At 65.8% G+C, this 23,954-nt stretch carries 17 protein-coding genes; 10 read left to right on the forward strand and 7 right to left on the reverse strand.

What is annotated here, in order from left to right:
* The 3 genes from LXM94_RS20655 to purH form a co-directional block, all read left to right on the forward strand.
* A partial coding sequence (locus tag LXM94_RS20655) for an RsmB/NOP family class I SAM-dependent RNA methyltransferase (RefSeq protein WP_235773354.1) occupies nt 1-1,000 on the forward strand: 1,000 nt, incomplete at its 5' end.
* A gap of 97 nt (nt 1,001-1,097) precedes the next feature.
* Nucleotides 1,098-2,804, forward strand: a complete 1,707-nt coding sequence (locus tag LXM94_RS20660) for a heparinase II/III family protein (RefSeq protein ID WP_235773355.1) — start codon at nt 1,098-1,100, stop codon at nt 2,802-2,804.
* Between the two features lie 83 nt (nt 2,805-2,887).
* A complete protein-coding gene (gene purH, locus LXM94_RS20665; RefSeq protein WP_235773356.1) occupies nt 2,888-4,498 on the forward strand; it encodes a bifunctional phosphoribosylaminoimidazolecarboxamide formyltransferase/IMP cyclohydrolase in 1,611 nt (536 codons plus the stop codon).
* Nucleotides 4,499-4,557: 59 nt separating this feature from the next.
* On the opposite strand, the gene LXM94_RS20670 is transcribed toward purH, so the two are convergent.
* Both LXM94_RS20670 and LXM94_RS20675 read right to left on the reverse strand, forming a co-directional pair.
* A complete protein-coding gene (locus tag LXM94_RS20670) occupies nt 4,558-5,949 on the reverse strand; it encodes an MFS transporter (RefSeq protein WP_235773357.1) in 1,392 nt (463 codons plus the stop codon).
* A 48-nt stretch (nt 5,950-5,997) separates the two neighbouring features.
* Nucleotides 5,998-10,788 (reverse strand): NAD-glutamate dehydrogenase, encoded by a 4,791-nt coding sequence (locus LXM94_RS20675; protein WP_235773358.1) that lies wholly within the window; start codon nt 10,786-10,788, stop codon nt 5,998-6,000.
* A 296-nt stretch (nt 10,789-11,084) separates the two neighbouring features.
* Between LXM94_RS20675 and pdxY the strand changes: the two genes are divergently transcribed.
* Nucleotides 11,085-11,960, forward strand: a complete 876-nt coding sequence (gene pdxY / locus LXM94_RS20680; RefSeq protein ID WP_235773359.1) for a pyridoxal kinase PdxY — start codon at nt 11,085-11,087, stop codon at nt 11,958-11,960.
* A gap of 145 nt (nt 11,961-12,105) precedes the next feature.
* Nucleotides 12,106-12,702 carry a carbonic anhydrase gene (locus tag LXM94_RS20685; RefSeq protein ID WP_235773368.1) on the forward strand — a complete coding sequence of 199 codons (597 nt, stop codon included), beginning with the start codon at nt 12,106-12,108 and terminating at the stop codon, nt 12,700-12,702.
* A 60-nt stretch (nt 12,703-12,762) separates the two neighbouring features.
* Here the strand turns inward: LXM94_RS20685 and LXM94_RS20690 are convergent, their stop codons facing one another.
* The 3 genes from LXM94_RS20690 to LXM94_RS20700 form a co-directional block, all read right to left on the reverse strand.
* Nucleotides 12,763-13,584, reverse strand: a complete 822-nt coding sequence (locus tag LXM94_RS20690) for a lytic murein transglycosylase (protein WP_408015670.1) — start codon at nt 13,582-13,584, stop codon at nt 12,763-12,765.
* A 182-nt stretch (nt 13,585-13,766) separates the two neighbouring features.
* Nucleotides 13,767-14,801: an aspartate-semialdehyde dehydrogenase gene (locus tag LXM94_RS20695; protein WP_235773360.1), complete on the reverse strand. Its 1,035-nt coding sequence runs from the start codon at nt 14,799-14,801 to the stop codon at nt 13,767-13,769.
* Between the two features lie 119 nt (nt 14,802-14,920).
* Nucleotides 14,921-15,067, reverse strand: coding sequence for a hypothetical protein (locus LXM94_RS20700; RefSeq protein ID WP_235773361.1), 147 nt, complete (start codon nt 15,065-15,067; stop codon nt 14,921-14,923).
* 149 nt (nt 15,068-15,216) lie between these two features.
* Here LXM94_RS20700 and LXM94_RS20705 point away from each other — a divergent pair, with 149 nt between their 5' ends.
* The 5 genes from LXM94_RS20705 (at nt 15,217) to LXM94_RS20725 (ending at nt 21,542) form a co-directional block, all read left to right on the forward strand.
* Nucleotides 15,217-16,974, forward strand: a complete 1,758-nt coding sequence (locus tag LXM94_RS20705) for an alkaline phosphatase (RefSeq protein ID WP_235773362.1) — start codon at nt 15,217-15,219, stop codon at nt 16,972-16,974.
* A gap of 129 nt (nt 16,975-17,103) precedes the next feature.
* On the forward strand, nt 17,104-17,523 hold the full coding sequence (locus LXM94_RS20710; protein WP_235773370.1) for a hypothetical protein: 420 nt from the start codon (nt 17,104-17,106) through the stop codon (nt 17,521-17,523).
* A 16-nt stretch (nt 17,524-17,539) separates the two neighbouring features.
* A complete protein-coding gene (locus LXM94_RS20715; protein ID WP_235773363.1) occupies nt 17,540-18,226 on the forward strand; it encodes an ABC transporter ATP-binding protein in 687 nt (228 codons plus the stop codon).
* Nucleotides 18,223-19,491 carry an FtsX-like permease family protein gene (locus LXM94_RS20720; RefSeq protein WP_235773364.1) on the forward strand — a complete coding sequence of 423 codons (1,269 nt, stop codon included), beginning with the start codon at nt 18,223-18,225 and terminating at the stop codon, nt 19,489-19,491. Before LXM94_RS20715 ends, LXM94_RS20720 begins: the two co-directional genes overlap by 4 nt.
* Before the next feature lie 161 nt (nt 19,492-19,652).
* Entirely contained in the window at nt 19,653-21,542 is a 1,890-nt protein-coding gene (locus tag LXM94_RS20725) for an MFS transporter (RefSeq protein ID WP_235773365.1), read from the forward strand.
* A gap of 57 nt (nt 21,543-21,599) precedes the next feature.
* Here LXM94_RS20725 and LXM94_RS20730 read toward each other — a convergent pair whose 3' ends face one another.
* A complete protein-coding gene (locus LXM94_RS20730; RefSeq protein WP_235773366.1) occupies nt 21,600-22,304 on the reverse strand; it encodes a phosphatase PAP2 family protein in 705 nt (234 codons plus the stop codon).
* 122 nt (nt 22,305-22,426) lie between these two features.
* Nucleotides 22,427-23,539, reverse strand: coding sequence for a 3-isopropylmalate dehydrogenase (gene leuB / locus LXM94_RS20735; protein ID WP_235773367.1), 1,113 nt, complete (start codon nt 23,537-23,539; stop codon nt 22,427-22,429).
* Nucleotides 23,540-23,954: the final 415 nt, after the last annotated feature.

A 23,954-nucleotide genomic window follows, 5' to 3' on the forward strand; every position in this document is an offset into this window, starting at 1 on the left:
TGCGGTCGAACAGGCGCGCGCGGACCCGCGCAACCGGCGTTTCGCCAGCCTCGCCAATGCGGTGCTGCGACGCCTGGCGCGTGAAAAGGCCTCCCATCTGACCGCCACCCATGCGGTGCCGGTCATTCCCGCCTGGTTCTTCGAGCGGCTGGTCGAGGTCTACGGCGAGGACCATGCGCATCGCATTGCCGAGGCACAGCTCGTTCCGGCGGCCATCGATCTCACGGTGAAGTCGGACGCAGCCGGCTGGGCCGAAAAACTTGGCGGACGCGTGCTGCCGACGGGTTCGGTGCGCCTGCCGGCCGGAAGCGGCGCGATCCCTTCGCTCGACGGCTTCGCGGTCGGTGAATGGTGGGTGCAGGATGCGGCGGCGAGCCTGCCGGCCAAGCTCTTCGGAGACGTCAGAGGCTTGGCGATCGCCGATCTCTGTGCGGCGCCCGGCGGCAAGACCGCGCAGCTTGCGCATGCCGGCGCGCGGGTCACGGCGCTCGACCAGTCGGAGAACCGTCTGAAGCGTTTGCGGTCGAATCTCGAGCGGCTCGGGCTTCAGGCGGAGACGGCGCGGTCGAATCTCCTGGACTTCCACCCCGAAATCCTCTTCGACGGCGTGCTGCTCGATGCGCCCTGCTCTTCGACAGGCACGATCCGCCGTCATCCGGACGTGCTGTGGACCAAGGGGCCGGCGGATATCGAAAAGCTCGCCCGGCTGCAGGAAACCCTGCTCCGCCACGCACTGACGCTCGTCAAGCCCGGCGGCCGGCTGGTCTTTTCGAACTGTTCGCTCGATCCGTCCGAAGGCGAGGACGTGGTCGAGCGGGTGCTCGCCGACAGTCCCGACTGGCGGCGCGAACCGGTCGATCCCGCCGACTGGCCGGGCCTCTCGGAGGCGATCTCGCCTGGCGGCGCTTTCCGCACCACCCCTGCCATGCTGCCCGCCGCGGACGGCGAAACCGGCGGTCTCGACGGATTTTATGCCGTTGTTCTGCAACGGGTCGGATGAATCGCCGTTCTCATCCGTCAACAGGTGATCGGCGGGGCTCGATTGACGCGATTTGCTCCGGTGCATACCTATAGGGTGAGGAGACAATTCATTCATCATGCGGTTTTCCGGTCGCCGGCGGCTTGTCTATCTGTATCTGCGTGAAGGCTGGCGCCGTTTCTCGCAACGTCTTGCCGTGGGACACCTCTCCGCCGTGCGCTTTGCCGGCAGCGCGCCGGACCGGCTGATCGTTGCCCCGACCGACCTGCGCAGCGTCGACGGCTTCGTTGCTGACGAAATTGCTGCCGGGCGTTTTCCGCTCGCCGGGCGTACCCTCGACTGCGAGGGCCAGTCGCCCTTTTCGGTCGACCTTCCCTCGGAGGAGTTCGCCGTTCGCCTGCAAGCCTTCGGCTGGCTGCGGCATTTGCGGGCGATGGAGAAGAATCAGGCCTCGCGTCTCGCACGCATGATCCTCGACGACTGGATCGCGACCCACGGCAGCGTGCTTTCGGGCATCGCCTGGCGGCCGGACGTGATCGCGCAGCGCGTCATCGCCTGGCTTTGCCATTCGCCCGTCGTCCTGCGCGACGCGGACTATGCCTTCTATCGCCGCTTCATGCGGGCCCTGGCGTTCCAGGTCCGCTATCTGAGGCGCATCGCGGACAGCACGCCGGACGGGGAGGACCGTCTGCGCGCACGCATCGCCCTTGCCATGGCGACGCTTGCCATGCCGGCGCCGGCCGGTCGCATCCGCCGGGCGGCCCGCAATCTGGACCTTGAACTCGACCGCCAGATCCTGCCCGACGGCGGTCATGCGTCGCGCAGCCCGCGGGCGGCGCTCGAGCTGCTGCTCGATCTGCTGCCGCTCAGACAGACCTATGTCAATCTCGGCCACGACGTGCCGCAGCGCCTCACCCCGGCGATCGACCGGATGTTTCCGGCGCTGCGTTTCTTCCGTCATCAGGGCGGCGAACTGGCACTCTTCAATGGCGCGGCCTATACGCCGGCGCACGAGCTTGTTTCCGTGCTGCGGTACGACGAAAGCGGCACGGCGCTGTCGCGGCGCCTGCCATCGCTTGGCTACGAGCGCCTGGCGGCTGGCGAGACGGTCGTACTCGTCGACGCCGGCACGGCGCTTTCGGTCGATCTATCGACGCGGGCATCCGCCGGCAGCCTTTCGATGGAGATGTCGTCCGGCCGGCACCGGTTCATCGTCAATTCCGGCATGCCGCGTTTTGCCGGCGAAGCGATCCGCCAGCTTTCCCGTGCCACGGCCGCGCACTCCGTCGCGACGCTGAACGACACCTCGTCCTCGCGCATCTCCACCTCCAGCTTTCTCGGCAGGATCCTCTGCGGCGGCGTCTCCCGGGTCGACGCGACCCGAAACGAACGCCAGGACGGTTCCGACGGCCTGACGGTCCGGCACGACGGTTACCGGGAAGCCTTCGGGCTGTTCTACGAACGCGATTTGCTCCTGAACGCACGGGGAAACGAAATTCGCGGCCGCGAACGCTTCCTGACGCCGGACGGAAAGCTGCCGGCGGGCGGCGCCGGGATGGGAACCGCCGTGGTGCGCTTCCACGTCCACCCCGCGATCCAGCTCCACCAGGCGAACGAGCACGAGGCGCTGCTCGTCGCGCCGGACGGCGAGAGCTGGAGCCTTACCTGTCTCGATGTGCCGGTCGTCGATGAGGAGGACGTGTTCTTTGCCGATCCTTCCGGCGTTCGGGCGTCCCGCCAGCTGACGCTCACCATGCCGGTCGGCGAGCTGCCTGAAATCCAGTGGCTGATGATGCGGCGCAACGGCCCGGCACCCGCCAATTGACGGTTTTCTCCGCTGATCGGCTGTGTTAACGGGACGGCATATCCTCTGCCGGCGACCCGCCGGCCAGCCATCCGGAGCAAGCCATGGCCGTCGTTTCGAAAAAGATTCCCGCCCCCGACCACGTCGCTGTCAAAACCGCCCTGCTGTCGGTCTCCGACAAGGCGGGCGTCGTCGAACTTGCGAAGGCGCTCACGGCGAAAGGCGTGCGGCTGCTGTCGACCGGCGGAACGCACAAGGCGCTCGCCGATGCCGGGCTTGCGGTCACGGACGTTTCCGAGGTGACGGGCTTTCCGGAGATTATGGACGGTCGGGTCAAGACGCTGCACCCGTCGGTCCATGGCGGCCTGCTCGCGATCCGCGACGATGCCGAGCATGTGGAAGCGATGAAGGCGCACGGCATCGGGGCGATCGATCTCGCCGTCATCAACCTCTATCCTTTCGAAGAGGTGCGCGCCAAGGGTGGCGACTATCCGACGACGGTCGAGAACATCGACATCGGCGGGCCGGCCATGATCCGGGCCTCTGCGAAGAACCATGCCTATGTGACGGTCATCACCGATCCCGACGATTACCCGGCTTTGCTTTCCGAGCTTGCCGACGGCACCACCTCCTATTCCTTCCGCCAGCACATGGCGGCGAAGGCCTATGCGCGCACCGCCGCCTATGACGCCGCTATTTCCAACTGGTTCGCCGAGGCCCTCGGCATCGCCATGCCGAAGCACCGCGCGCTCGGCGGGACGCTGAAGGAAGAAATGCGCTATGGCGAGAACCCGCACCAGAAGGCGGCCTTCTACGTCACCGGCGAGAAGCGGCCCGGGGTGGCGACCGCGATGCTTCTGCAGGGCAAGCAGCTCTCCTACAACAACATCAACGACACCGATGCCGCCTTCGAGCTGGTCGCGGAATTTCTGCCGGAAAACGGCCCCGCCTGTGCCATCATCAAGCACGCCAATCCCTGCGGCGTGGCGGTCGGCACGTCCCTCGTCGAGGCCTATCAGCGTGCGCTCGCCTGCGATCCGGTCTCGGCCTTCGGCGGCATCATTGCGCTGAATTCCAGGCTCGACGGCGAGACGGCCGGGGAGATCGTCAAGCTCTTCACCGAGGTGATCATAGCGCCCGAAGTCGACGAGGCGGCTCGTGCCGTGATCGCCTCGAAGCCGAACCTGCGCCTCCTGGTCACCGGGGCATTGCCCGATCCGCGCACGCCGGGTCTTGCGGCAAAGACCGTCTCCGGCGGCCTTCTCGTGCAGACGCGCGACAATGGCATGGTGGAGGATCTCGAACTGAAGGTCGTCACGAAGCGCGCGCCGACAGCGCAAGAGCTCGAGGACATGAAATTCGCCTTCAAGGTGGCGAAACATGTGAAGTCGAATGCCGTCGTCTATGCGAAGGACGGCCAGACGGCCGGCATCGGCGCCGGCCAGATGAGCCGCGTCGATTCCGCCCGCATTGCCGGGCTGAAGGCGGAGGAGGCCGCGAAGGCGATGGGTCTTGCGGAACCGCTGACGAAGGGCTCCGCGGTCGCGTCCGAAGCGTTCCTGCCGTTCGCGGACGGACTTCTCTCGGCGATCGCGGCAGGAGCCACCGCCGTCATCCAGCCGGGTGGCTCGATGCGCGACGCGGAGGTGATTGCCGCGGCCGACGCGGCGGGTGTCGCGATGGTCTTCACCGGAATGCGCCATTTCCGGCATTGACCCCCTGCTGAGCCGGAGTCGAACGAGCCGTCCGGATTTTCCGGACGGCTCCGATCATTTCAGGCCGGGTCGGGATCATGTGCCGGATAGGGCGTGCGCAGCAGGATCAGCAATCCGACGAGCAGGAAGACGACGAGTGCCGCCATGCCGAGCCTGGCTGAACCGGTTGCACTGGTGATCAGCCCCACCGAGAGCGGGGCGGCGAAGGATGTGGCGCGGCCGGAGAGCGCATAGAGGCCGAAGTAGCGCCCCGCCTCGTCCGGCGCGACGCTGCGCGCGAGATAGGAGCGGGCGGAGGCCTGCACCGGCCCGAAGGCGATGCCGACGAGCAGGCCGTAGAGGATATAGGCCTTTTCCGCCGCCGTACCGAAGAGGCCGCCCGAATCGGCCGTGGGAAGCGGTACGAGACCGAACAAGGTGAAGCCCGGGCCGGTGGAGACGATGCCGAAGGTGGCGATGGTGAGGCAGGCGAGGCTCAGCACGACCACCCTCTTTGACCCGGCACGGCTGTCCAGCCGGCCGGCATAGAGGCAGCCGCCGATCGCCACCACGTTGAGAATGATGCCGTAGACGCCGAGCTCCACCGTCTGCCAGGCGAACATGCCGGCGGCAAAGGTGCCGCCGAGTGCCAGCAGGCCGTTGACCCCGTCCTGGTAGATCATGCGGGCGACCAGGAAGCGCAGGATACCGCGCCTGGCCTTCAGCTGGTCGAGTGTGTTGCGCAGCTCGAAAAAGCCGGTCCTCACCGCCCGGGCGATCGGCATGCCCCTGCCCTGGTCCGGCGTCAGCAGGAACATCGGCAGGATGAAGACCAGGTACCAGGCGGCGGAAATCGGACCCGTGATGCGCGCGTCCTCGCCCTTTGCCGGGTCAAGGCCGAAGAGCGGATCGAACCCCAGCAGCGTTTTGCCGGACTCCGGACTTCCGGCGAGAAGCACCACAACGGCGATGAGCACGACCATGCCGCCGAGATAGCCGAGACCCCAGGCGATATTCGACACCCGGCCCGCCTCGGCGGGGCTGACCAGCCGCGGCATCATCGAATCGTTGAAGACGATCGAGAATTCGGCGGCGACCGTTGCGAGCACCACCATGGCGAGCGCCGTCGGCAGGCTGGAACCCGGCGCGGCAAACCACAGGGCGGCGAGCGAGAGGATCTTGATGACGGCGAAGAAGCCGATCCAGGGCTTTCGCGGCCCGGCGGCATCGGCGATCGAGCCCAGAACCGGCGAAAGCAGGGCGATGATGATGCCCGAAACGGTGAGCGTATAGCTCCAGGCGGCCTGGCCGGCCGCATGGTCCGCCGTCATCCGGGAGACGAGATACGGGCCGAAGATGAATGTCGTGATGACCGTGAAGAACGGTTGAGCCGCCCAGTCGAACAGCATCCAGGCGGCAATGCCGGCACGGTCCCTGTTCCGACCGGCTTCGTCCGTTGCGGCAGCTGTCATCGCGTCTCCGAATCCAGAGTTCAGGGCCTTAAAGCCGCCGGAACCTTGTCACCTCCCCTTGTCCTGCGCAAGGTCGGCGAGAATGCCTGCCGCGACGGAGATCCTGGCGAGAGTCGTTTCGCCGGATTCCGTCAGGGCGGAGAGGCGGCCCGCAACGTGGCCGAGCCGCTCCCGTTCAGCATTCCGCCAGGCCTGGAGCGGCGCCTTGTCCGCATTGAACCGCGTCAGGACCGCGGTCGTCAGCGTGCGCCGCGCGCCGGCAATGTCGGCGAGACTGCGCGCGAGCGCCAGGGATTCGTAGAGATCGGTGGTCGGCACGCGGCTTGCGGCGGACAGGAGCCCGCCGACATTCAGCGTCTCGCTGACACCGGCATAGGCCTGCGCGGTGCGCAGCAGGCTGTCGCCGGTGGTGCCGGAAATCAGCATGATCTCCGGCACGAAGGCCATCGCCGACGCCTCCGCGACATTCTCCGCCAGTTCCGGCGGCACGCCCTTGTCCGCGAAATAATGCGCCTTTCGCCGGCTCTCGGCGCGTGCCGTCTCGCTCATCAGCGCGGCCATCTGCGGCCGCAGCTGCTTCAGCGCCTGTTTCAGCCTGTGCACGGCGGTCTCCATCGGCGCCGCGATCGCGCCGGTGTCGAGCAGCAGCCGGGAAACGATGGCGAAGATGCGCCCGATCTCCTCGTAGAGTTCATTCTGCACGCCGCCGCTGACGACCGTATCGAGGGCATCGGCCGCCTGGTAGAGACCGGTGAGCCCGTAGCCCTCGCGCGCCAGCATCGCAGCCTTGACGGCATCGGCGGAATCAAAGCCGGTTCCGTCGGTCAGGTCGCTGGCGAAGGCGGGTCCGCCGCGATTGATGGCCTCGTTGGCGAGGATCGTGCCGATGATTTCGCGCCTCAGGCGATGCTGGCGAATGTCGTCCGCAAAGCTGCGCTGCATCTTGCCGGGGAAATAACCCATCAGCGTCGGTTCGAAATAGGGATCGTCCGGCAGTTCGCTTTTCAGGATCTCATCGAAGAGAACGATCTTGGCATAGGAGAGCAGAACGCCGATCTCCGCGCGGGTCAGCGGCCTGCCGGCTTGGTAGCGCTCGTTCATCGTCTGCTCGTCGGGCAGCGTCTCGACCTTGCGGTTGAGCTGGCCGGCCGCCTCCATGCGGCTCATCAGCCGCGCGAGGCCGGCGCGGTTCGCCTGGCCCTGCCGTTCGGTCAGCGAGATCGACAGCGACTGCAGGTAGTTGTTGCGCAGCACGAGTGCCGCGACATCGTCGGTCATGGCGGCGAGCAGCACATTGCGCTTCGGGCGGGGCAGGCGGTCGTCGCGCATGGCCGATGCGAGCGCGATCTTGATGTTGACCTCGACGTCGGAGGAATTGACGCCGGCCGAATTGTCGATGGCGTCGGAATTGCAGCGCCCGCCGCCGAGGCCGAAGGCGATGCGTGCCTTTTGCGTGACGCCGAGATTGGCACCCTCGCCGATGACCTTTGCGCGCACGTCCTCGGCGACGATGCGGATCGCATCGTTGGCGCGGTCGCCCACCTCTGCGTCGGTTTCGGTCGCCGCGCGGATATAGGTGCCGATGCCGCCGAACCAGAGCAGGTCGACGGGCGCCTTCAGGATTGCCGTCATGACCTCGAACGGGGTCGCCTTCTGCTTGTCGATGCCGATCGCCGCCACGGCCTCCGGCGTCAGCGTCACGAGCTTCTCGGCGCGCGAGATGATCATGCCGCCCTTGGAGAGCGCCGTCCGGTCGTAATCCTGCCAGCTCGAGCGCGGCAGCGCGAAGAGGCGCCGCCGCTCGGCGAAGGACGGGTCGGTTTCCGGGTTCGGGTCGATGAAGATATCGCGGTGGTCGAAGGCGGCGACGAGCCGGATCTTGCGCGACAGCAGCATGCCATTGCCGAACACGTCGCCCGACATGTCGCCGACGCCCGCCACGGTAAAGGGCGTCGTCTGGATGTCGACATCCATCTCGCGGAAGTGCCGCTTGACGGCCTCCCAGGCGCCGCGCGCCGTGATGCCCATCTTCTTGTGGTCGTAGCCGACCGAGCCGCCGGAGGCGAAGGCGTCGTCGAGCCAGAAACCTGCTTCCTGCGCCAGGGCGTTGGCCGTGTCGGAAAAGGTCGCCGTGCCCTTGTCGGCCGCGACGACGAAATAGGGATCGTCTCCGTCCAGCCGAACCGTATCGGCCGGCGGCACGACATCCTGCCCCTCGATGTTGTCGGTGATCGACAGCAGCGTGCGGACGAAGGTCTTGTAGGCCTCCGTGCCGGCGCGGAAGACCGCGTCGCGGCTGCCGCCCGCCGGAAGCTGCTTGGGATAGAAGCCGCCCTTCGCGCCGACCGGAACGATCACGGCATTCTTGACCTGCTGCGCCTTGACGAGGCCAAGCACCTCGGTGCGATAGTCCTGTGCCCGGTCGGACCAGCGCAAGCCGCCGCGTGCCACCTTGCCGAAGCGCAGGTGCACGCCCTCCACCTCGGCGCCGTAGACGAAGATTTCGCGGAACGGCTTCGGTTCCGGCAGTCCCTCCAGCCGGTGCGGATCCAGCTTGAAGGCCAGCGTGGCGCGCGGTGCACCCTGGTCGTCCCGCTGATAGAAATTGCTTCTGAGAGTCGACAGGATCGCGTTGACGTAGCGTCGCAGGATTCTGTCCTCGTCGAGGCTCGGCACGTCGGCGAGCGCTTCCTCGATCGCACCGGCGATCTCGGCGGTCTTGCGTTCGCGCTTGCGGTCCGAGACGGCCGGGTCCATGCGCGTGGTGAAGAGGCGGAAGATGCGGGCGGCGATCGCCGGATATTTGTTCAGCGTGTCGGCGATATAGCCCTGCGAGAAGGTGATGCCGGTCTGGCGGAGGTAGCGGGCATAGGCACGCAGCACCATCACCCCCCGGACATCGAGACCGGCCGAAAGAATAAGCCGGCTAAAGGTATCGTCGTCGGTTGTGCCGTGCCAGGCGGAAAGGAAGGCCTCTTCAAGGACCGTCCGGGTCCTGTCGAGCTCGATTTCCCGCCCCTCGCGATGGGTCAGCTCCATGTCGTGGAGGACGACGAGTCGTTCGCCGCCACCCGGCGCGCGCACCCGGATCTCGTGCGTCTGCTCGCTCACCACGTTGAATCCGAGATTTTCGAGAAGCGGAACGCGGCGCGACAGGGAGACGGCGGCATCCGCATGGAAGATCTTCAGCTCCAGCCGCTTCGGGTCGTCATGGCCGGGCTTGCGGTAGAAGGCGATGCGGATCGGCGTCTCGGCCGTCGCGCCGTTGATGAAGCGAAGGTCGGCAAAGGCCTCCGCCGGGCTGAAATCCTCCTGAAAGCCCTGGTCCGTGATCAGCGTCACGCCCTCCGGGCCGCTCAGTGCGGCAAAGCGGTCCGTCCAGCGCGTCGCGATCTCCCGCACGGCCTGCTCCAGCTTTGCCTGCGGGATGCGCGGCGTCTTGCCGGCGGAGCGGCCGATGATGAAATGCACCCGGGCCAAGCCGCCCTCCGGAAAGGCCGGATAGTAGGCGGAAACCCGGCCGTCATAGGCGGACTTGAGATACTGGCCGATCTTTTCGCGGATTTCCGAATCGTACTGTTCGCGCGGCACGTAGACGATCACCGAGACGAAACGGTCGAAATGGTCGATGCGCGGCAGCACGCGGATGCGCGGCCGGTCGGAAAGCTCGTTGATCTGCTCGCAGAACGTGGCGAGCAGGCCGGTGTCGATCTGGAAGAGATCGTCGCGCGGGTAGGATTCCAGCGTGTTCATCAGCATCTTGCCGGAATGGCTCTGCGGATCGTAGCCGAAATGCTCGACGATCCGGTCGACCTTGGAACGCAGCAGCGGAATTTCGGCTGCGGCATGGGTATAGGCCGTAGAGGTGAAGAGGCCGACGATCCGCAATTCGCCGGTGACGTTGCCCGCTTCATCGAAGCGCTTGACGCCGACATAGTCCATGTAGGCGCGGCGATGGACGACGGAGCGCACATTCGCCTTGGTGACGATCAGGAAGTCGGGACCGTTCAGGAATTCGAGGATCTCCGGCGTTGTCGTCACGGCATCGCTGCCGAGCCGCAGAACCCGGACGTCCGGATCCGACAGGATGCCGAGCCCGACCCCGGTACCGCGCTCGAGGGTCGCGGTCTCGCCGCGGCCCTGGTACCTATATTCCCGCATGCCGAGGAAGGTGAAGTTGTTCGCCTTCAACCAGCCGAGGAAGGCGAGTGCCTCTTCCTTTTCGTTCCTGCGCCGCGCGGGTCCATGGGCGTCCATCTCGGCAATCGCCGTTTCGAGGGTCTGCATCATCGAGCGCCAGTCGCCGACAGCGAGGTGGACCTGGGTCAGCACATGGTGGATCCGGCCGATGAGGTCTTCCGTTTCGCCAGATGCCAGGGCCGAAAGGTGGATCTCGATATGGCTCGCACGGTGGCGCGGATCGCTCTCCTCGTCCGGTGAGAACAGGACCGGCTCGGTCCCCGGCGCCACGACGAGGATCGGGTGGATCGCCAGGTGGATGTCGCGATGGCTGCTCGTGACCTCCCCCATCACCGAATCGTAGAGAAACGGCATGTTGCGGTCGGTAATGGAAAGAACGGAAACGGGCGTACCGCCGGGCGCCAGGCCGGCGATGTCGGTGACGGTCACGCGCGGCGCTTCGCCGTCCCAAGCGGCGATTTCCTGCTGGGCATGGGCGGCCGTCAGCGCCAGCATCTCGGGTGTATAGAGATCGAGGTCGTCGTTGCTTGCCCGACCGAACAGGATTTTCGGGTCGATGACCGTGCGGTTCCCGGCCTTTGCGGCCGCCGTCGCTGCTTCGATATGCCGGTCGCGCCTGACGTTGCTGCGTGCACCCATGGATGTCTCCCCAAATCCGAATGCCGGACCGTTGCGCGGCCCTTTGCCATTGGTCTAGCAGATGTATCCGGCTTGGCGACCGGTTTTATGAAAGCGGCAGCAAATTCAATCGATTTTGTCAGGGAACAGCGAAATGCGGCTCCACCCGCATTTAAATGACATCGATTCCGCCAGGAATACGACTGCAGGGGGCTGTTTTCGGCGTTTTCCAGTCGGCGGGCTGCGGACTGCGCAGCGCAGTTGACAGTCTTCGGATGCCCTGCGATCACTCGACCTTGAATCGGGGAGCCCAGTCCATGCCGGACGTGCAAGAAGGTGCGGTCATCGTCATTTCGAGCCACGTCGTGCGCGGCTCGGTCGGCAATCGCGCGGCGGTCTTCGCGCTCGAAACGCTCGGTCATCCCGTCTGGGCGCTGCCGACGGTGATTCTGCCCTGGCATCCGGGACATGGTCCGGCCACCCGGGTGCAGATCGCAGCGTCGGATTTCGACGCGATGATTTCCGATCTGCTGAGGGCCCGCTGGCTGGGCGAGGTCCGTGCCGTCCAGTCGGGTTATCTCGGAAGCGCGGCGCAGGCGACGTCCGTCGCGCGCCTTGTGCAGACGATGCGCCAGCAGCGGCCGGGGCTGCTCTATCTCTGCGATCCGGTTTGCGGCGACGACGGCGGCCTCTACGTCCCCGAGGAGACGGCGACGGCAATCCGCGACGAATTGCTGCCGATCGCCTCCATCGCTACTCCGAACCGGTTCGAGCTCGAGTGGCTGGCAGGTGCGCCGCTCGACACCAACACGATGGTGATGGATGCGGCGCTGTCGCTCGGGCCGCCGAGCGTGCTTGTCACGTCCGCCTTCCCGATGATGGCCGGCAGCACCGGCAACCTGCTGCTCTCCGGCCGCAGCGCGCTGCTCGCGGAGCACCGCCTGGTCGACAATCCGCCGAACGGCACCGGCGACCTGCTCGCCGCACTCTTCCTGTCGCGGTTGATGGAAGGCCTGCCGGAGGAGCGCGCGCTGCATCTCGCGACCGCAAGCGTTTTCGAAATCGTGGCACGGTCGGCCAAGCGCGGCGCCGACGAACTGACGCTCGAACACGACGCCGCCAGCCTTTCGACGCCGATGGCGATGGTTCACATGCGCCGGCTGATGCATCCGAGCCAGGTGCGCCGCCGCTGAGCGGCACTTCCCCTTGCATGCGGCCCCCGCCGTGTTTACAGCAGGGGAACGACGAGGACGCCGTCCTGGTCTTTGTCAGTCATGCGGGGTGAGTGCCTTGGTGAACCGCTTTCCGGACCGCCTTCTCAACGGTTATCGCAATTTCATGACGGGCCGCTTCAGCGAGCAGCACGACCGGTACCGCGCACTCGCGGAGACCGGCCAGAAGCCGAAGACGCTGGTGGTCGCCTGTTGCGACTCGCGTGCCGCGCCGGAGACGATCTTCGATTCCGGCCCGGGCGAGCTCTTCGTCGTACGCAACGTTGCCAATCTGGTGCCGCCCTACGAGCCCGACGGCCAGTATCACTCGACCTCGGCGGCCCTCGAATTCGCCGTGCAGTCGCTGCGCGTCACCGACATCGTGGTGATGGGGCACGGCCGCTGCGGCGGCATTTCCGCGGCCCTCGACCCCAAGGCGGAGCCGCTTTCGCCCGGCGATTTCATCGGCAAGTGGATGGGATTGGTGAAACTCGCCGCCGAGCAGATCCAGAGTGCCGAGATCCTCACCGATTCGGAGCGCCAGCGCGCGCTGGAGCGTGTGTCGATCCGCAATTCGATCGCCAATCTCCGTACCTTTCCCTGCGTCAAGATCCTGGAGGAACGGGGCAAGATCGCGGTCCATGGCGCCTGGTTCGACATCTCGACCGGCGAACTCTGGGTAATGGACGGAAAGACCGGCGATTTCTCCCGGCCCGGCCTCTGACGGAAAAGCCCGGCGCATCGCGCCGGGCCCTTTGTCAGCGTCTCAGGTCTTCCGGTCGGATCACGTCCCGTCGATCGCCGCGCCGATGACGGCGATCGCCTGCTGGTAGACGCTCGCCGCATTCCAGCCCTGGATCGCGCCGAAGTTGCCCTGGCCCGGCTGGTAACCGCCACCGGCGCTCCAGCCGTGGCCGCGCAGGAAGTTGGCCGTGGAGGCGAGCGCGTCGGCCTTGGAGCCGACGAGGTCGACGCGGCCGTTGCCGTCGCCGTCCACCCCGTATTTCAGCACATTCGCCGGCAGGAACTGCGTCTGGCCGATCTCGCCATGCGCCGCGCCGCGGGCGTTGACGCTGAGCGTGCCGTTCTGGACCAGGCGCAGCGTCGCATAGAGCTGGTTGGTGAAGAATTCGGAACGGCGGCAGTCATAGGCGAGCGTCGCGACGGCGGAGATCGTGTGTTCCTTGCCGAGGAAGCCGCCGAAGCCGGTTTCCATGCCCCAGATGGCAAGCAGCGGTCCGGGCGGAACGCCGTAGCGGCTCTCGATGCGTGCGAGGACGGCCGCATTCTGCTTCTTGAGGCCCCGGCCGCGATTGATGATCGCCTGCCCGCCGCGCTTCTGCATGAACTGCTCGAAGGAGAGCTTGAAGCTCTTCTGACCGCGGTCGGCGCGGATCGTCGCCGTCGCATAGCGCACGTTGGCGAAGGCCTTGTCGACCGTGCCGCGGCTGATGCCGTTGGCGACCGCCTCCTCCTTGAACTGCTCAACCCAGGCCGGAAAACCGCCGGCGCTGTTGCCGCATTGCGCCGCATTGGCCATCACCGGCGCCGCTGCGGCAAAGGTCAAGGCCGCAACGGCCCCGGTCAAGCTCTTCTTCATGCCCATGAATTACCCCGTCTCCAACGAACCTCTTGGACGTGCGGCCATCCGGCCCGCCACCGTTCTCCCGTGACGTCCCGCGAACGTTTCACGTGAATCCACCTCATTTGACCCTATCATGGGAAAGGCCCCGCTGTCCGAGGAACGGAAAGGGCGGGACCTTTATTCTCGCGTGCTTTTATTTGCCGTCAGGCCGCGCGCTTCTTTGCCTTCAAGAGGCCGCGGTTGACGAGCAACTCGGCGATCTGGATGGCGTTGAGCGCCGCGCCCTTGCGCAGGTTGTCCGAAACCACCCATATGTTGAGCCCGTTCTCGACGGTCGCGTCCTCGCGGATGCGCGAGATATAGGTCGCGTCCTCGCCGGCGGATTCGTAAGGGGTGATGTAGCCACCGTTCTCGTGTTTGTCGATCACTTGGCAGCCCGGCGCTTCGCGCAGGATGTCGCGCGCCTCGTCCGCGGTGATCTCGTTCTCGAACTCGATGTTGACCGATTCGGAATGGCCGATGAAGACGGGAACGCGCACGGCCGTGCAGGTCACCTTGATCTTCGGGTCGAGCATCTTCTTGGTCTCGGCGAGCACCTTCCACTCTTCCTTCGTGTAGCCGTCTTCCATGAAGCTGTCGATGTGCGGGATGACGTTGAAGGCGATGCGCTTGGTGAACTTCTTCGATTCGATCGGGTCGGCGACGAAGACTGCGCGGGTCTGGTTGAAGAGCTCGTCCATGCCGTCCTTGCCGGCGCCCGAGACCGACTGGTAGGTCGAGACGACGACGCGCTTGATGGTGGCGCGGTCGTGCAGCGGCTTCAAGGCCACGACGAGCTGCGCGGTCGAGCAATTGGGGTTGGCGATGATGTTCTTGCGCGAAAAGAGCGTGATCGCATCCGGGTTCACTTCCGGCACGATCAGCGGCACGTCGGCGTCGTAGCGCCAGGCCGAGGAGTTGTCGATGACGATGCAGCCCTGGGCGCCGATCTTCGGCGAATACTTCTGGGAAACGGTGCCGCCGGCCGACATCAGGCAGATGTCCGTGTCGGAGAAGTCGTAGTTTTCGAGGTTCTGCACCTTCAGCGTCCTGTCGCCGAAGGAGACCTCCGTGCCGATGGACCGGCTGGAGGCGAGCGCGATCACCTCATCGGCCGGAAAGCCCCGCTCGGCAAGGATGTTCAACATCTCCCGGCCGACATTGCCGGTCGCCCCGGCCACTGCGATCTTGAATCCCATGTTCCTGCTCTCTTTCTCGGTCTCTCCACAAGTCCTGAGGGAGGTGGAACCCGCCGGCCTTGCGATGCCGGGTTCCGTGTCCCCGGCCGAACCGGGGAGAGAGCGGTGGGCCAGAGACGTCAGACGGTTTTCGTCGTCGTTTTGGCCGTGGTTTTGGAAAATCCGGAAAAGCGGCAGAACCCACCGGTGCTGTGCACCGGTGCGAACATGTCTGCAATGGCGTGACCAAGGCGGTTCATGGCGCTTCCTTTTCCGCCGTTGCTCATACGCTTTTTCCTCATGGAGTCAAGGCGTCCGCCGAGGCCCGAAATCCGTCCGGCGCGAACGCCCGGCGGTTGTCTCGCGCCATGTCACGCATCTGTCATCGCAAGGCGTTAGGAGCGGGACAGGACGAAGATCAAACGGGAGACCTCCGATGCGCGCTATCCTTCTCGCCCTCCTTGCCGGCACGATGCTCGGCCATGCAGCACATGCTGCAACCGTCTATCCCCTCGACCGGGCAACGATCCTTGCCGGCTCGCCCTTCGACTTCAAAGTCGAACTCGACGGCAGGCATGCGGCCGGTGACATCAAGGTCACGGTCAACGGTCAGGACTACAAGACCGTCTTCGGCGCGGAAGCCGAATTCGTCGAAATGGAAAAGGGCAAGGATGACAAGGAGCTCGGTTCGGCTCTGATCCTGCGCAGGCTCGCGATCGCCGCGCCCGGTACCTACAAGGTCGAGGTGACCGCCGGCGGCGAAACCAAGTCCGTCACCTGGGACGTCTATAACACGGCAGAAGCGCCGAAGGCGAAGAACGTCATCTTCCTCATTGCCGACGGCTTCTCGATGGCGCACCGCACCGGCGCCCGCATCATGTCGAAGGGCATGACGGAAGGAAAGGCCAACGGTCGCCTGAACATGGACGACCTCGACTACATGGCAACGATCGGCACGTCCTCGACGGGTTCGATCGCCACCGACAGCGCCAACACCATGTCGGCCTACATGACCGGCCACAAGTCGGCCGTCAACGCGCTCGGCGTCTATGGCGACCGCACGCCGGACAGCATGGACGACCCGAAGGTCGAGACCATCGCCGAGGCGCTGCGCCGCCAGACGAAGAAGGCGATCGGTATCGTTTCGACGTCTGAACTCCAGGACGCCACGCCGGCCGCCGTCATCGCGCATACGCGCCGTCGTGCCGACAAGGAAGCAATCACCGGCATGTTCCTCGACACCACGCCGGATGTCATGCTCGGCGGCGGCTCGGCCTATTTCCTCGGCAAGGACACGCCCGGCTCGAAGCGCAAGGACGACAAGGACTACATCAAGCTGTTCCAGGATGCAGGCTATGCGCTGGCGACCGACAAGGCCGAACTTGAGGCTGCGTCGGGCAACAACACGGGCAAGCTGCTTGGCCTGTTCCATACCGGCAACCTCGATTCGACGCTCGACCGCGAGTTCCTGAAGAAGGGCACGGTCGAGAAGTTCCCGAGCCAGCCGGGTCTCGTCGACATGACCAAGGCGGCGCTTGCACAGCTTTCCAAGAACCAGGACGGCTTCTTCCTGATGGTCGAGGCGGCCAATGTCGACAAGATGAGCCACCCGCTCGACTGGGAACGTGCACTCGTCGACACGATCGAGTTCGACAAGGTCGTCGGCGTTGCACGCGAATTCGCGGCTGCCAACCCCGATACGCTGCTCATCGTGACGGGAGACCACACGCACGGCGTCTCCATCATCGGCACGATCGACGACGAGAAGCCCGGTGACGACATGCGCGCCAAGGTCGGCATCTATGCCGATGCCGGCTTCCCGAACTACGAGGACGCCAACGGCGACGGCTATCCGGACAAGGTCGACGTGACGCGCCGCATTGCAATGTTCGCCAACAACTTCCCGGACTACTACGAGACCTTCCGCCCGAAGCTCGACGGCCCGTTCGTTCCGGCGATCGAGAATGAAAACAAGGAATATGTCGCCAACGAAGCCTACAAGGACGTGCCCGGCGCGGTCCTGCGCACCGGCAACATCCCGAAGTCGGGCGATACCGGCGTTCACGCCGTCGATGATGTGGTGCTGCAGGCATCCGGCGCCGGTGCGGAAGTCTTCAAGGGCTACATGGAGCAGAGCGACGTCTACAAGGTGATCGCCGACGTCCTGGCGCTCGGCGTCAAGCAGACGAACTGATAACGTGTGATCACCGTCGCGGCGTTCCGGACGCCGTTACCCGAACAGCCCCGGCCGGTACACGGTCGGGGCGACGGAAAGGAGAAGCAGATGCATCACACCCCGTTCGTTCCCGCCCGCCGGCATGCGATGAGGGTTCTTGCCGCTCTTCCTCTCCTTCTTGCGGCTCATGCCGTTCGCGCGGAAGACCTGACCTTCGATGAGCTCTATTCGAAGATCGGCGTTCTCGGTTTCGAATTCTCCGACAAGGTGAAGCGGCTCGCAGGCCGAACCGTCAGCATCCGCGGCTTCATGGCGCCGCCCTTGAAGGCGGAGGCGGCCTTTTTCGTGCTGACGGAGATCCCCATGGCGATCTGCCCATTCTGCTCGTCCGACTCCGACTGGCCCGACAACATTCTCGTCGTCTATCTCGACGAAAAGCAGACCTTCGTGCAGTCGGGCCGCACGATCGAAGTCACCGGCGCGCTCGAATACGGCTCCTGGACCGACCCGGAAACGGGCTTCGTCAGCCAGCTCCGGCTGCGCGGCGCCCGCTTTTCGCTCGCCTGAGACGGGACCGCCGGCAATGCTCGAACTCGATGGCGTCGACGTTTCCTATCCGGGCCTGCCTGCGCCTGTGCTCTCCATCAACCGCCTGACGATCGCCGCCGGCGAACATGTCGCGGTGACCGGCGCTTCGGGGTCGGGCAAAAGCACGCTCGTCAATGTCGTGACCGGGCTCGAACGGGTGGCCACGGGCCGCGTCCAGTGGAACCGGCTCGATGTCGCCCGTTTGCCGGAAGGCGCCCGCGACCGGTGGCGCGCCGACACGGTGGGCCTCGTGATGCAGGATTTCCATCTTTTCGCCGGCCTCTCCGCGCTCGACAACGTGCTGCTCCCCGCCCGGCTTTGCCGCGTGGCGAGGCGGCAGATCGTCGAACGGGCTCACGGCCTGCTCGATGCCGTTGGAATCGGCCGGCCGGGCCAGCGTGTGGAGACCATGTCACGCGGCGAGATGCAGCGCGTCGCCATTGCGCGCGCGCTGCTCCGCGAGCCGCGGCTGGTCGTTGCCGACGAACCGACCGCAAGCCTCGATGCTGTGAACGGTGCGGCAGCCGGTGCCCTTCTCGTCGATCTTGCGACGGCGAGCGGTGCGACGCTTTTCGTCGTCACGCATGACCCGGCGCTGAGTGGTCGCCTCGGGCGGAAACTGACGCTGTCGGGCGGCCGGATCGTTGCCGACGAACGGCGCGACGAGGCGACGGCGGCATGATCGGCTTTGTCCTTGCGGATTTGCGACGGCTCTGGCTCGGTGCGGCCGTCGTCGTGCTGCTGATCGCCTTCGCGACCGCGCTCGGCGTTGCCGTGACGCTGCAGGAACGGGCGCTGCGGCTCGGCAGCGCCCGGGCGGCCGACCGCTTCGACGTCGTTGTCGGCGCGCCGGGCAGCGAGACCCAGCTTGTGCTCTCGTCCATCTTCCTCCAGGCCTCTCCCCTGCCCCTGATGCCCGGAGATACGCTTGCGCGGCTCGCCGCCGATCCGCGCGTCGCCTGGGCGGCGCCCGTCGGCTTCGGCGATTCCCTCGGCGACTATCCGGTCGTCGGCACCAGTACGGTTCTCGTTGACGCGCTCGGCGGGCTTGCCGAAGGCATTCCATTCGCCACGCTCGGGGAAGCGGTCGCCGGTGCGGCTGTCGATCTTCCGGTCGGCTATGCGGTCAAGCCGACGCACGGACTGGCGGGCCTCGGCGGGCAGACGCACGCGGAGCTCTCCTACCGCATCGTCGGCCGCCTGCCGCCGACAGGTACGGCCTGGGACAAGGCGATCCTGGTGCCCGTCCGTGCCGTCTGGTCGATCCACGGCATGGAGGCGGGCGAGGCGCAGGAACATCAACACGAGAACGAAGAGGAACACGCCGCGCAGGCAGTATCGGCGCATGGCGAGGGCGACGATCACGCCGTCGATCCGGCGGCGCCGATCGACGAGCTTTGGGACGCGGACCTGCCCGGCCTGCCGGCGGTGATCGTCAAGCCGAAGACCATCGCCGACGCCTACCGCCTGCGGCAGGACTATCGCGGTGGCGACACGCTCGCGGTCTTTCCGGGCGAGGTGCTGACCGGCCTCTACGCGACACTCGGGGATGCCCGCGCCGTGCTCGCCGCCGTTGCCGTCGGTGCGGAGCTGCTCGTTGCCGCCGCACTGCTGCTGGTCACCGTCATCCATGTCGGCCAGCGGCGGCGCCAGATCGGGGCGCTCAGGGCCTTCGGCGCGCCGCGACTCGCCGTGTTCGGCATCGTCTGGTCGGAACTCGTCCTGCTCTGCGGTGCCGGAATCGGCCTCGGTTACGCCCTCGGCTACGCTGCCGCCCAGGCTCTGTCGGCTGTCCTGGCAGGCGAGAGCGGCGTTTCGCTGCCGGTGGTCTTCGTGAGCGGGGACGCTGTCATGGCTCTCGCTCTGCTCGCCGGCGCCGGCCTGTTCGCCGCCATTCCCGCGCTGCTGGCCTATCGTGAATCGCCCGCCGCCGCGCTGCGGGCCTGACCGGCGGCTCGGCCTTCGACTAAAGTCATACGCCGAAAGCAGCGATGCCTTAACAGACACTTTTCTGCCATCTTCCCACCATGGCGCATCCCGTCCGCTCGTCCGTGGAGGGAACCGGACGTCCGGGATGCCCGTCATGCCGTTTTGTGGAGGACAATCGAATGGCAAATGTGACCGCTGTGGGCGACGTGAAGTCGGCCCCCATGACGGGCGAGCAGAAGAAGGTGATCTTCGCCTCCTCGCTCGGCACCGTTTTCGAATGGTACGATTTCTATCTTTATGGTTCGCTCGCCATCTATATCGGCGCGACCTTCTTCAGCCAGTATCCGGAAACGACGCGCAACATCTTCGCGCTTCTCGCCTTCGCCGCCGGCTTCCTGGTGCGGCCCTTCGGCGCGCTGGTCTTCGGCCGTCTCGGCGACCTCGTCGGACGCAAGTACACCTTTCTCGTGACCATCCTGATCATGGGCGTCTCGACCTTCGTGGTCGGCCTTCTGCCCGGCGCCGCGTCGATCGGCATCGCCGCTCCGATCATCCTGATCGCCCTGCGCATGCTGCAGGGCCTCGCCCTCGGCGGTGAATATGGCGGTGCCGCGACCTACGTCGCCGAACACGCGCCGCATGGTCGGCGCGGTTACTTCACGTCGTGGATCCAGACGACGGCGACGCTCGGCCTCTTCCTGTCGCTGATCGTCATCCTCACCGTGCAGTTCATCGTCGGCAAGGAAGCCTTCGCAGTCTGGGGCTGGCGCATCCCGTTCCTTCTCTCGGTGGTTCTCCTCGGCGTCTCCGTCTGGATCCGTCTCAAGATGAACGAATCGCCCGCCTTCGCGAAGATGAAGGAAGAAGGCAAGGGCTCCAAGGCACCGCTGACGGAAGCCTTCGGCCAGTGGCGCAATGCCAAGATCGCGCTGCTCGCGCTCTTCGGCGCAGTCGTCGGTCAGGCCGTGGTCTGGTATTCGGGGCAGTTCTACGCGCTCTTCTTCCTGACGGGCGTCCTGAAGGTCGACGGCCAGTCGGCCAACCTGATGGTTGCCGCCTCGCTGCTCATCGGCACCGGCTTCTTCGTCGTCTTCGGCTGGCTGTCGGACAAGATCGGCCGCAAGCCGATCATCATGGCCGGCCTGCTGCTCGCCATGCTGACCTACTTCCCGCTGTTCAAGGCGCTGACCTGGGCCGGCAATCCGGCACTCGCACAGGCGCAGGCCACGATCCGCGCCACCGTCACCGCCGCGCCGGGCGACTGCAAGTTCCAGTTCAACCCGACGGGTACGGCGAAGTTCACCACCTCGTGCGATATCGCGACGTCCTACCTCACCCGCAACTCGGTGCCCTATGAGGTGGTCACGACTGCGGCAGCCGGCACGCCGGCGACGGTGCAGATCGGCGACGCGACGATCAGCAGCTACGATGCGATCGCGGCCGGCGACCAGGCGAAGGCGCTCGACGGCGCCTTCCAGAAGCAGATCAACCTGGCGCTTCAGTCGAATGGTTATCCGCTCGTCCGCGCCGCCAGCAAAGTACCGGATTCCAAGCTCGACGCCTTCGTCGCGGCCAATCCGGAACTTGCCCTCGACGCAGCGGCGATCCGTGCCGGCGAAAAGGCGTCGATGCCTGCCGCGGATCTCGTGGCCGGCAAGCTGCTGACGGCCGAGGAGGCTGCCGGCGTCACCGACATGCCGGTCTACACCATCGCCAGGAGCGGTGCCTTCACGATGGTGGCCGACCCGGCGAACGTCAACTGGATCACCATCATCGCGGTGCTCACCGTCCTGGTCATCTATGTGACGATGGTCTACGGCCCGATCGCCGCCCTGCTGGTGGAACTTTTCCCGACCCGCATCCGCTACACCGGCATGTCGCTGCCCTATCACATCGGCAACGGCTGGTTCGGCGGCCTGCTGCCGGCAACGGCCTTCGCGATGAGCGCGGCCCAGGGCGATATCTACTACGGCCTCTGGTACCCGATCGTCTTCGCCGGCATCACGCTGGTCATCGGCCTTCTCTTCCTGCCGGAAACGAAGGACCGCGACATCCATGCCATGAACTGATCTCCCCTTCCGATCGGTTCCGGTCAGGCCCGGCGCGTCCTCGACGCGCCGGGTTTTTCATGGCCTGTCGTTGGCCTGCTGTTCGATCAGGGTCTTGGGCCGCGGCCAACCCCTGCCGTCGAACCGGAACAGCCAGTTCTGCCGGGCGAAGACGAAGGCCATCATCAGCGCGATCCAGAGGCCGAGCAGCAGGCCGGCCGCCACATCGCTCGGATAATGCGCGCCGACGATCACCCGCGACACCCCGATCGTCAGTGCACCGGCAAGGAAGAGCAGCCGGAGCCGCGGCACCAGCATGGCGAAGGCGCCGAAGAAAGAGCCGACGGCGGCCGAGTGGCCGGAGGGAAAGCTCTCGAACACTATGTCGCCTGTAAAGGGCGTGAAGCTGTAGGCTCCGAGTTCGACGAAAAGTTCCGGTCGCGCCCTGCCGATCAGGAACTTCAGCAGGTGGACGAAAGCGCCCGCCGTCCCGATCGTCAACAGGAAATAGAGCGACAGCCGCCGCGCAGTGCGCGCCCGATCGGCGAGCCTGTCGTTCCGGCTCGTCCGGCGCAGAATATAGGCGAGGATGGTGACCATGCCGGAGCCGTAGATCATCCAGCCGAACGTCCCGAAGTCGGTGATCCGCCGGTTGAAGAGCACGACGCTTTCAGGGAGGCCCCGAGCGCGCTCGGACAGCGCCGGATCGAAGGGAATGAGAGCGGCCACGAGCAGAAAGGTGGCGGCGAGAATCCAGGTTGAGGACAGGGCGGCTCGAGTCATGGCGGTCTCTGGTCTGATCGACTCCCATGTGTTGGCGCGTCCGGCCTTTTCAAGATCGGCGGAGTCAAAAAGCCCCGGAGCGGCAGCGCTCCGGGGCTTTGATGTCATGTCGACGATCTGCCTCAGGCGACGAGCGTCCTGAACTCGGACAGGATCGCGTCGCCCATCTCGACCGTGCCGACCTGGCGGCAGCCGTCCGCCATGATGTCGCCGGTGCGGACGCCCTTGTCGAGCACCGTGGCAATCGCCTGCTCCAGCCTGTCGGCTTCCGCCACCATGTTGAAGGAGTAGCGCAGGCACATGGCGAAGGAGGCGATCATGGCGATCGGGTTGGCGATGCCCCTGCCGGCGATGTCGGGCGCCGAGCCGTGCACCGGCTCGTAGAGTGCCTTGCGCTTGCCGGTCTTGGCATCCGGTGCGCCGAGCGAGGCCGAAGGCAGCATGCCGAGCGAACCGGTCAGCATCGCCGCCACGTCGGAGAGCATGTCGCCGAACAGGTTGTCCGTCACGATCACGTCGAACTGCTTCGGCGCACGAACCAGCTGCATGCCGCCGGCGTCGGCCAGCATATGGTCGAGCTGGACGTCGGAGTAGCTGCGCTTGTGCGTCTCCGTCACCACCTGGTTCCAGAGCACGCCCGACTTCATGACGTTGCGCTTCTCCATCGAGCAGACGCGGTTGTTGCGGGTGCGGGCAAGTTCGAAGGCGACGCCGGCGATGCGTTCGATTTCGTAGGTGTCGTAGACCTGCGTGTCAATGCCGCGCTTCTGGCCGTTGCCGAGATCGATGATCTCCTTCGGTTCGCCGAAATAGACGCCGCCGGTGAGCTCGCGCACGATCAGGATGTCGAGCCCCTCGACCAGCTCCGGCTTCAGCGACGAGGCGGCGGAAAGCGCCGGATAGCAGATCGCCGGGCGCAGGTTGGCGAAGAGCTCGAGATCCTTGCGCAGGCGCAGCAGTCCGGCTTCCGGGCGCACCTCGTAGGGCACGGCATCCCATTTCGGTCCGCCGACGGCGCCGAAGAGCACGGCGTCGGCGGCGAGCGCCTTCCGCATGTCCTCTTCCGAGATTGCGCTGCCATGCACGTCATAGGCCGAGCCGCCGACAAGGCCTTCATCGGTCTCGAAGCCGGCACCGAGCTCGGCGTTCATGAAGGCAATGATCTTGCGGACTTCCGCCATGGCTTCCGGGCCGATGCCGTCGCCGGGCAGGAGAAGGAGGGTACGCGCAGTCATGGGAAAGTCCTCGTGGCAGTGGATGTCGCGTTGGACCCGGTCCCGACAGGGGCCGGGGTCGCGCGGTACTTAGCGCAACTTCCGTTCAAGGAAAATCTTTCCCGCGAAAGAATTATGCGCGGATTGTTCGCCTGTAACCGGGGGAACAGGGCCGGTGCCCTTCGCGTGAGATCACTGAACTCCGGTCGGGATGAAGACCGACCGGAACCAAAGGGTGGGAGAACGCGACATGAATGAGTTTCTGCAAGCTGCTGCGGCTGTCGTTCGCTCGATCGTCGACGCAATGCTGTTTCGCTATCAGGATCCGCCGAAAGAGGTCGAGTGATGCGATGCCCCGACCCTGTTCCATCCGGAACATCGCCGGGGCGCCGCCCGTGCGATTGTCCCCTCACCGGACGAGATCGGCTCCTCCGAC

The organism is Rhizobium alarense (assembly GCF_021555155.1).
GTDB classification, from domain to species: domain Bacteria; phylum Pseudomonadota; class Alphaproteobacteria; order Rhizobiales; family Rhizobiaceae; genus Rhizobium_D; species Rhizobium_D alarense.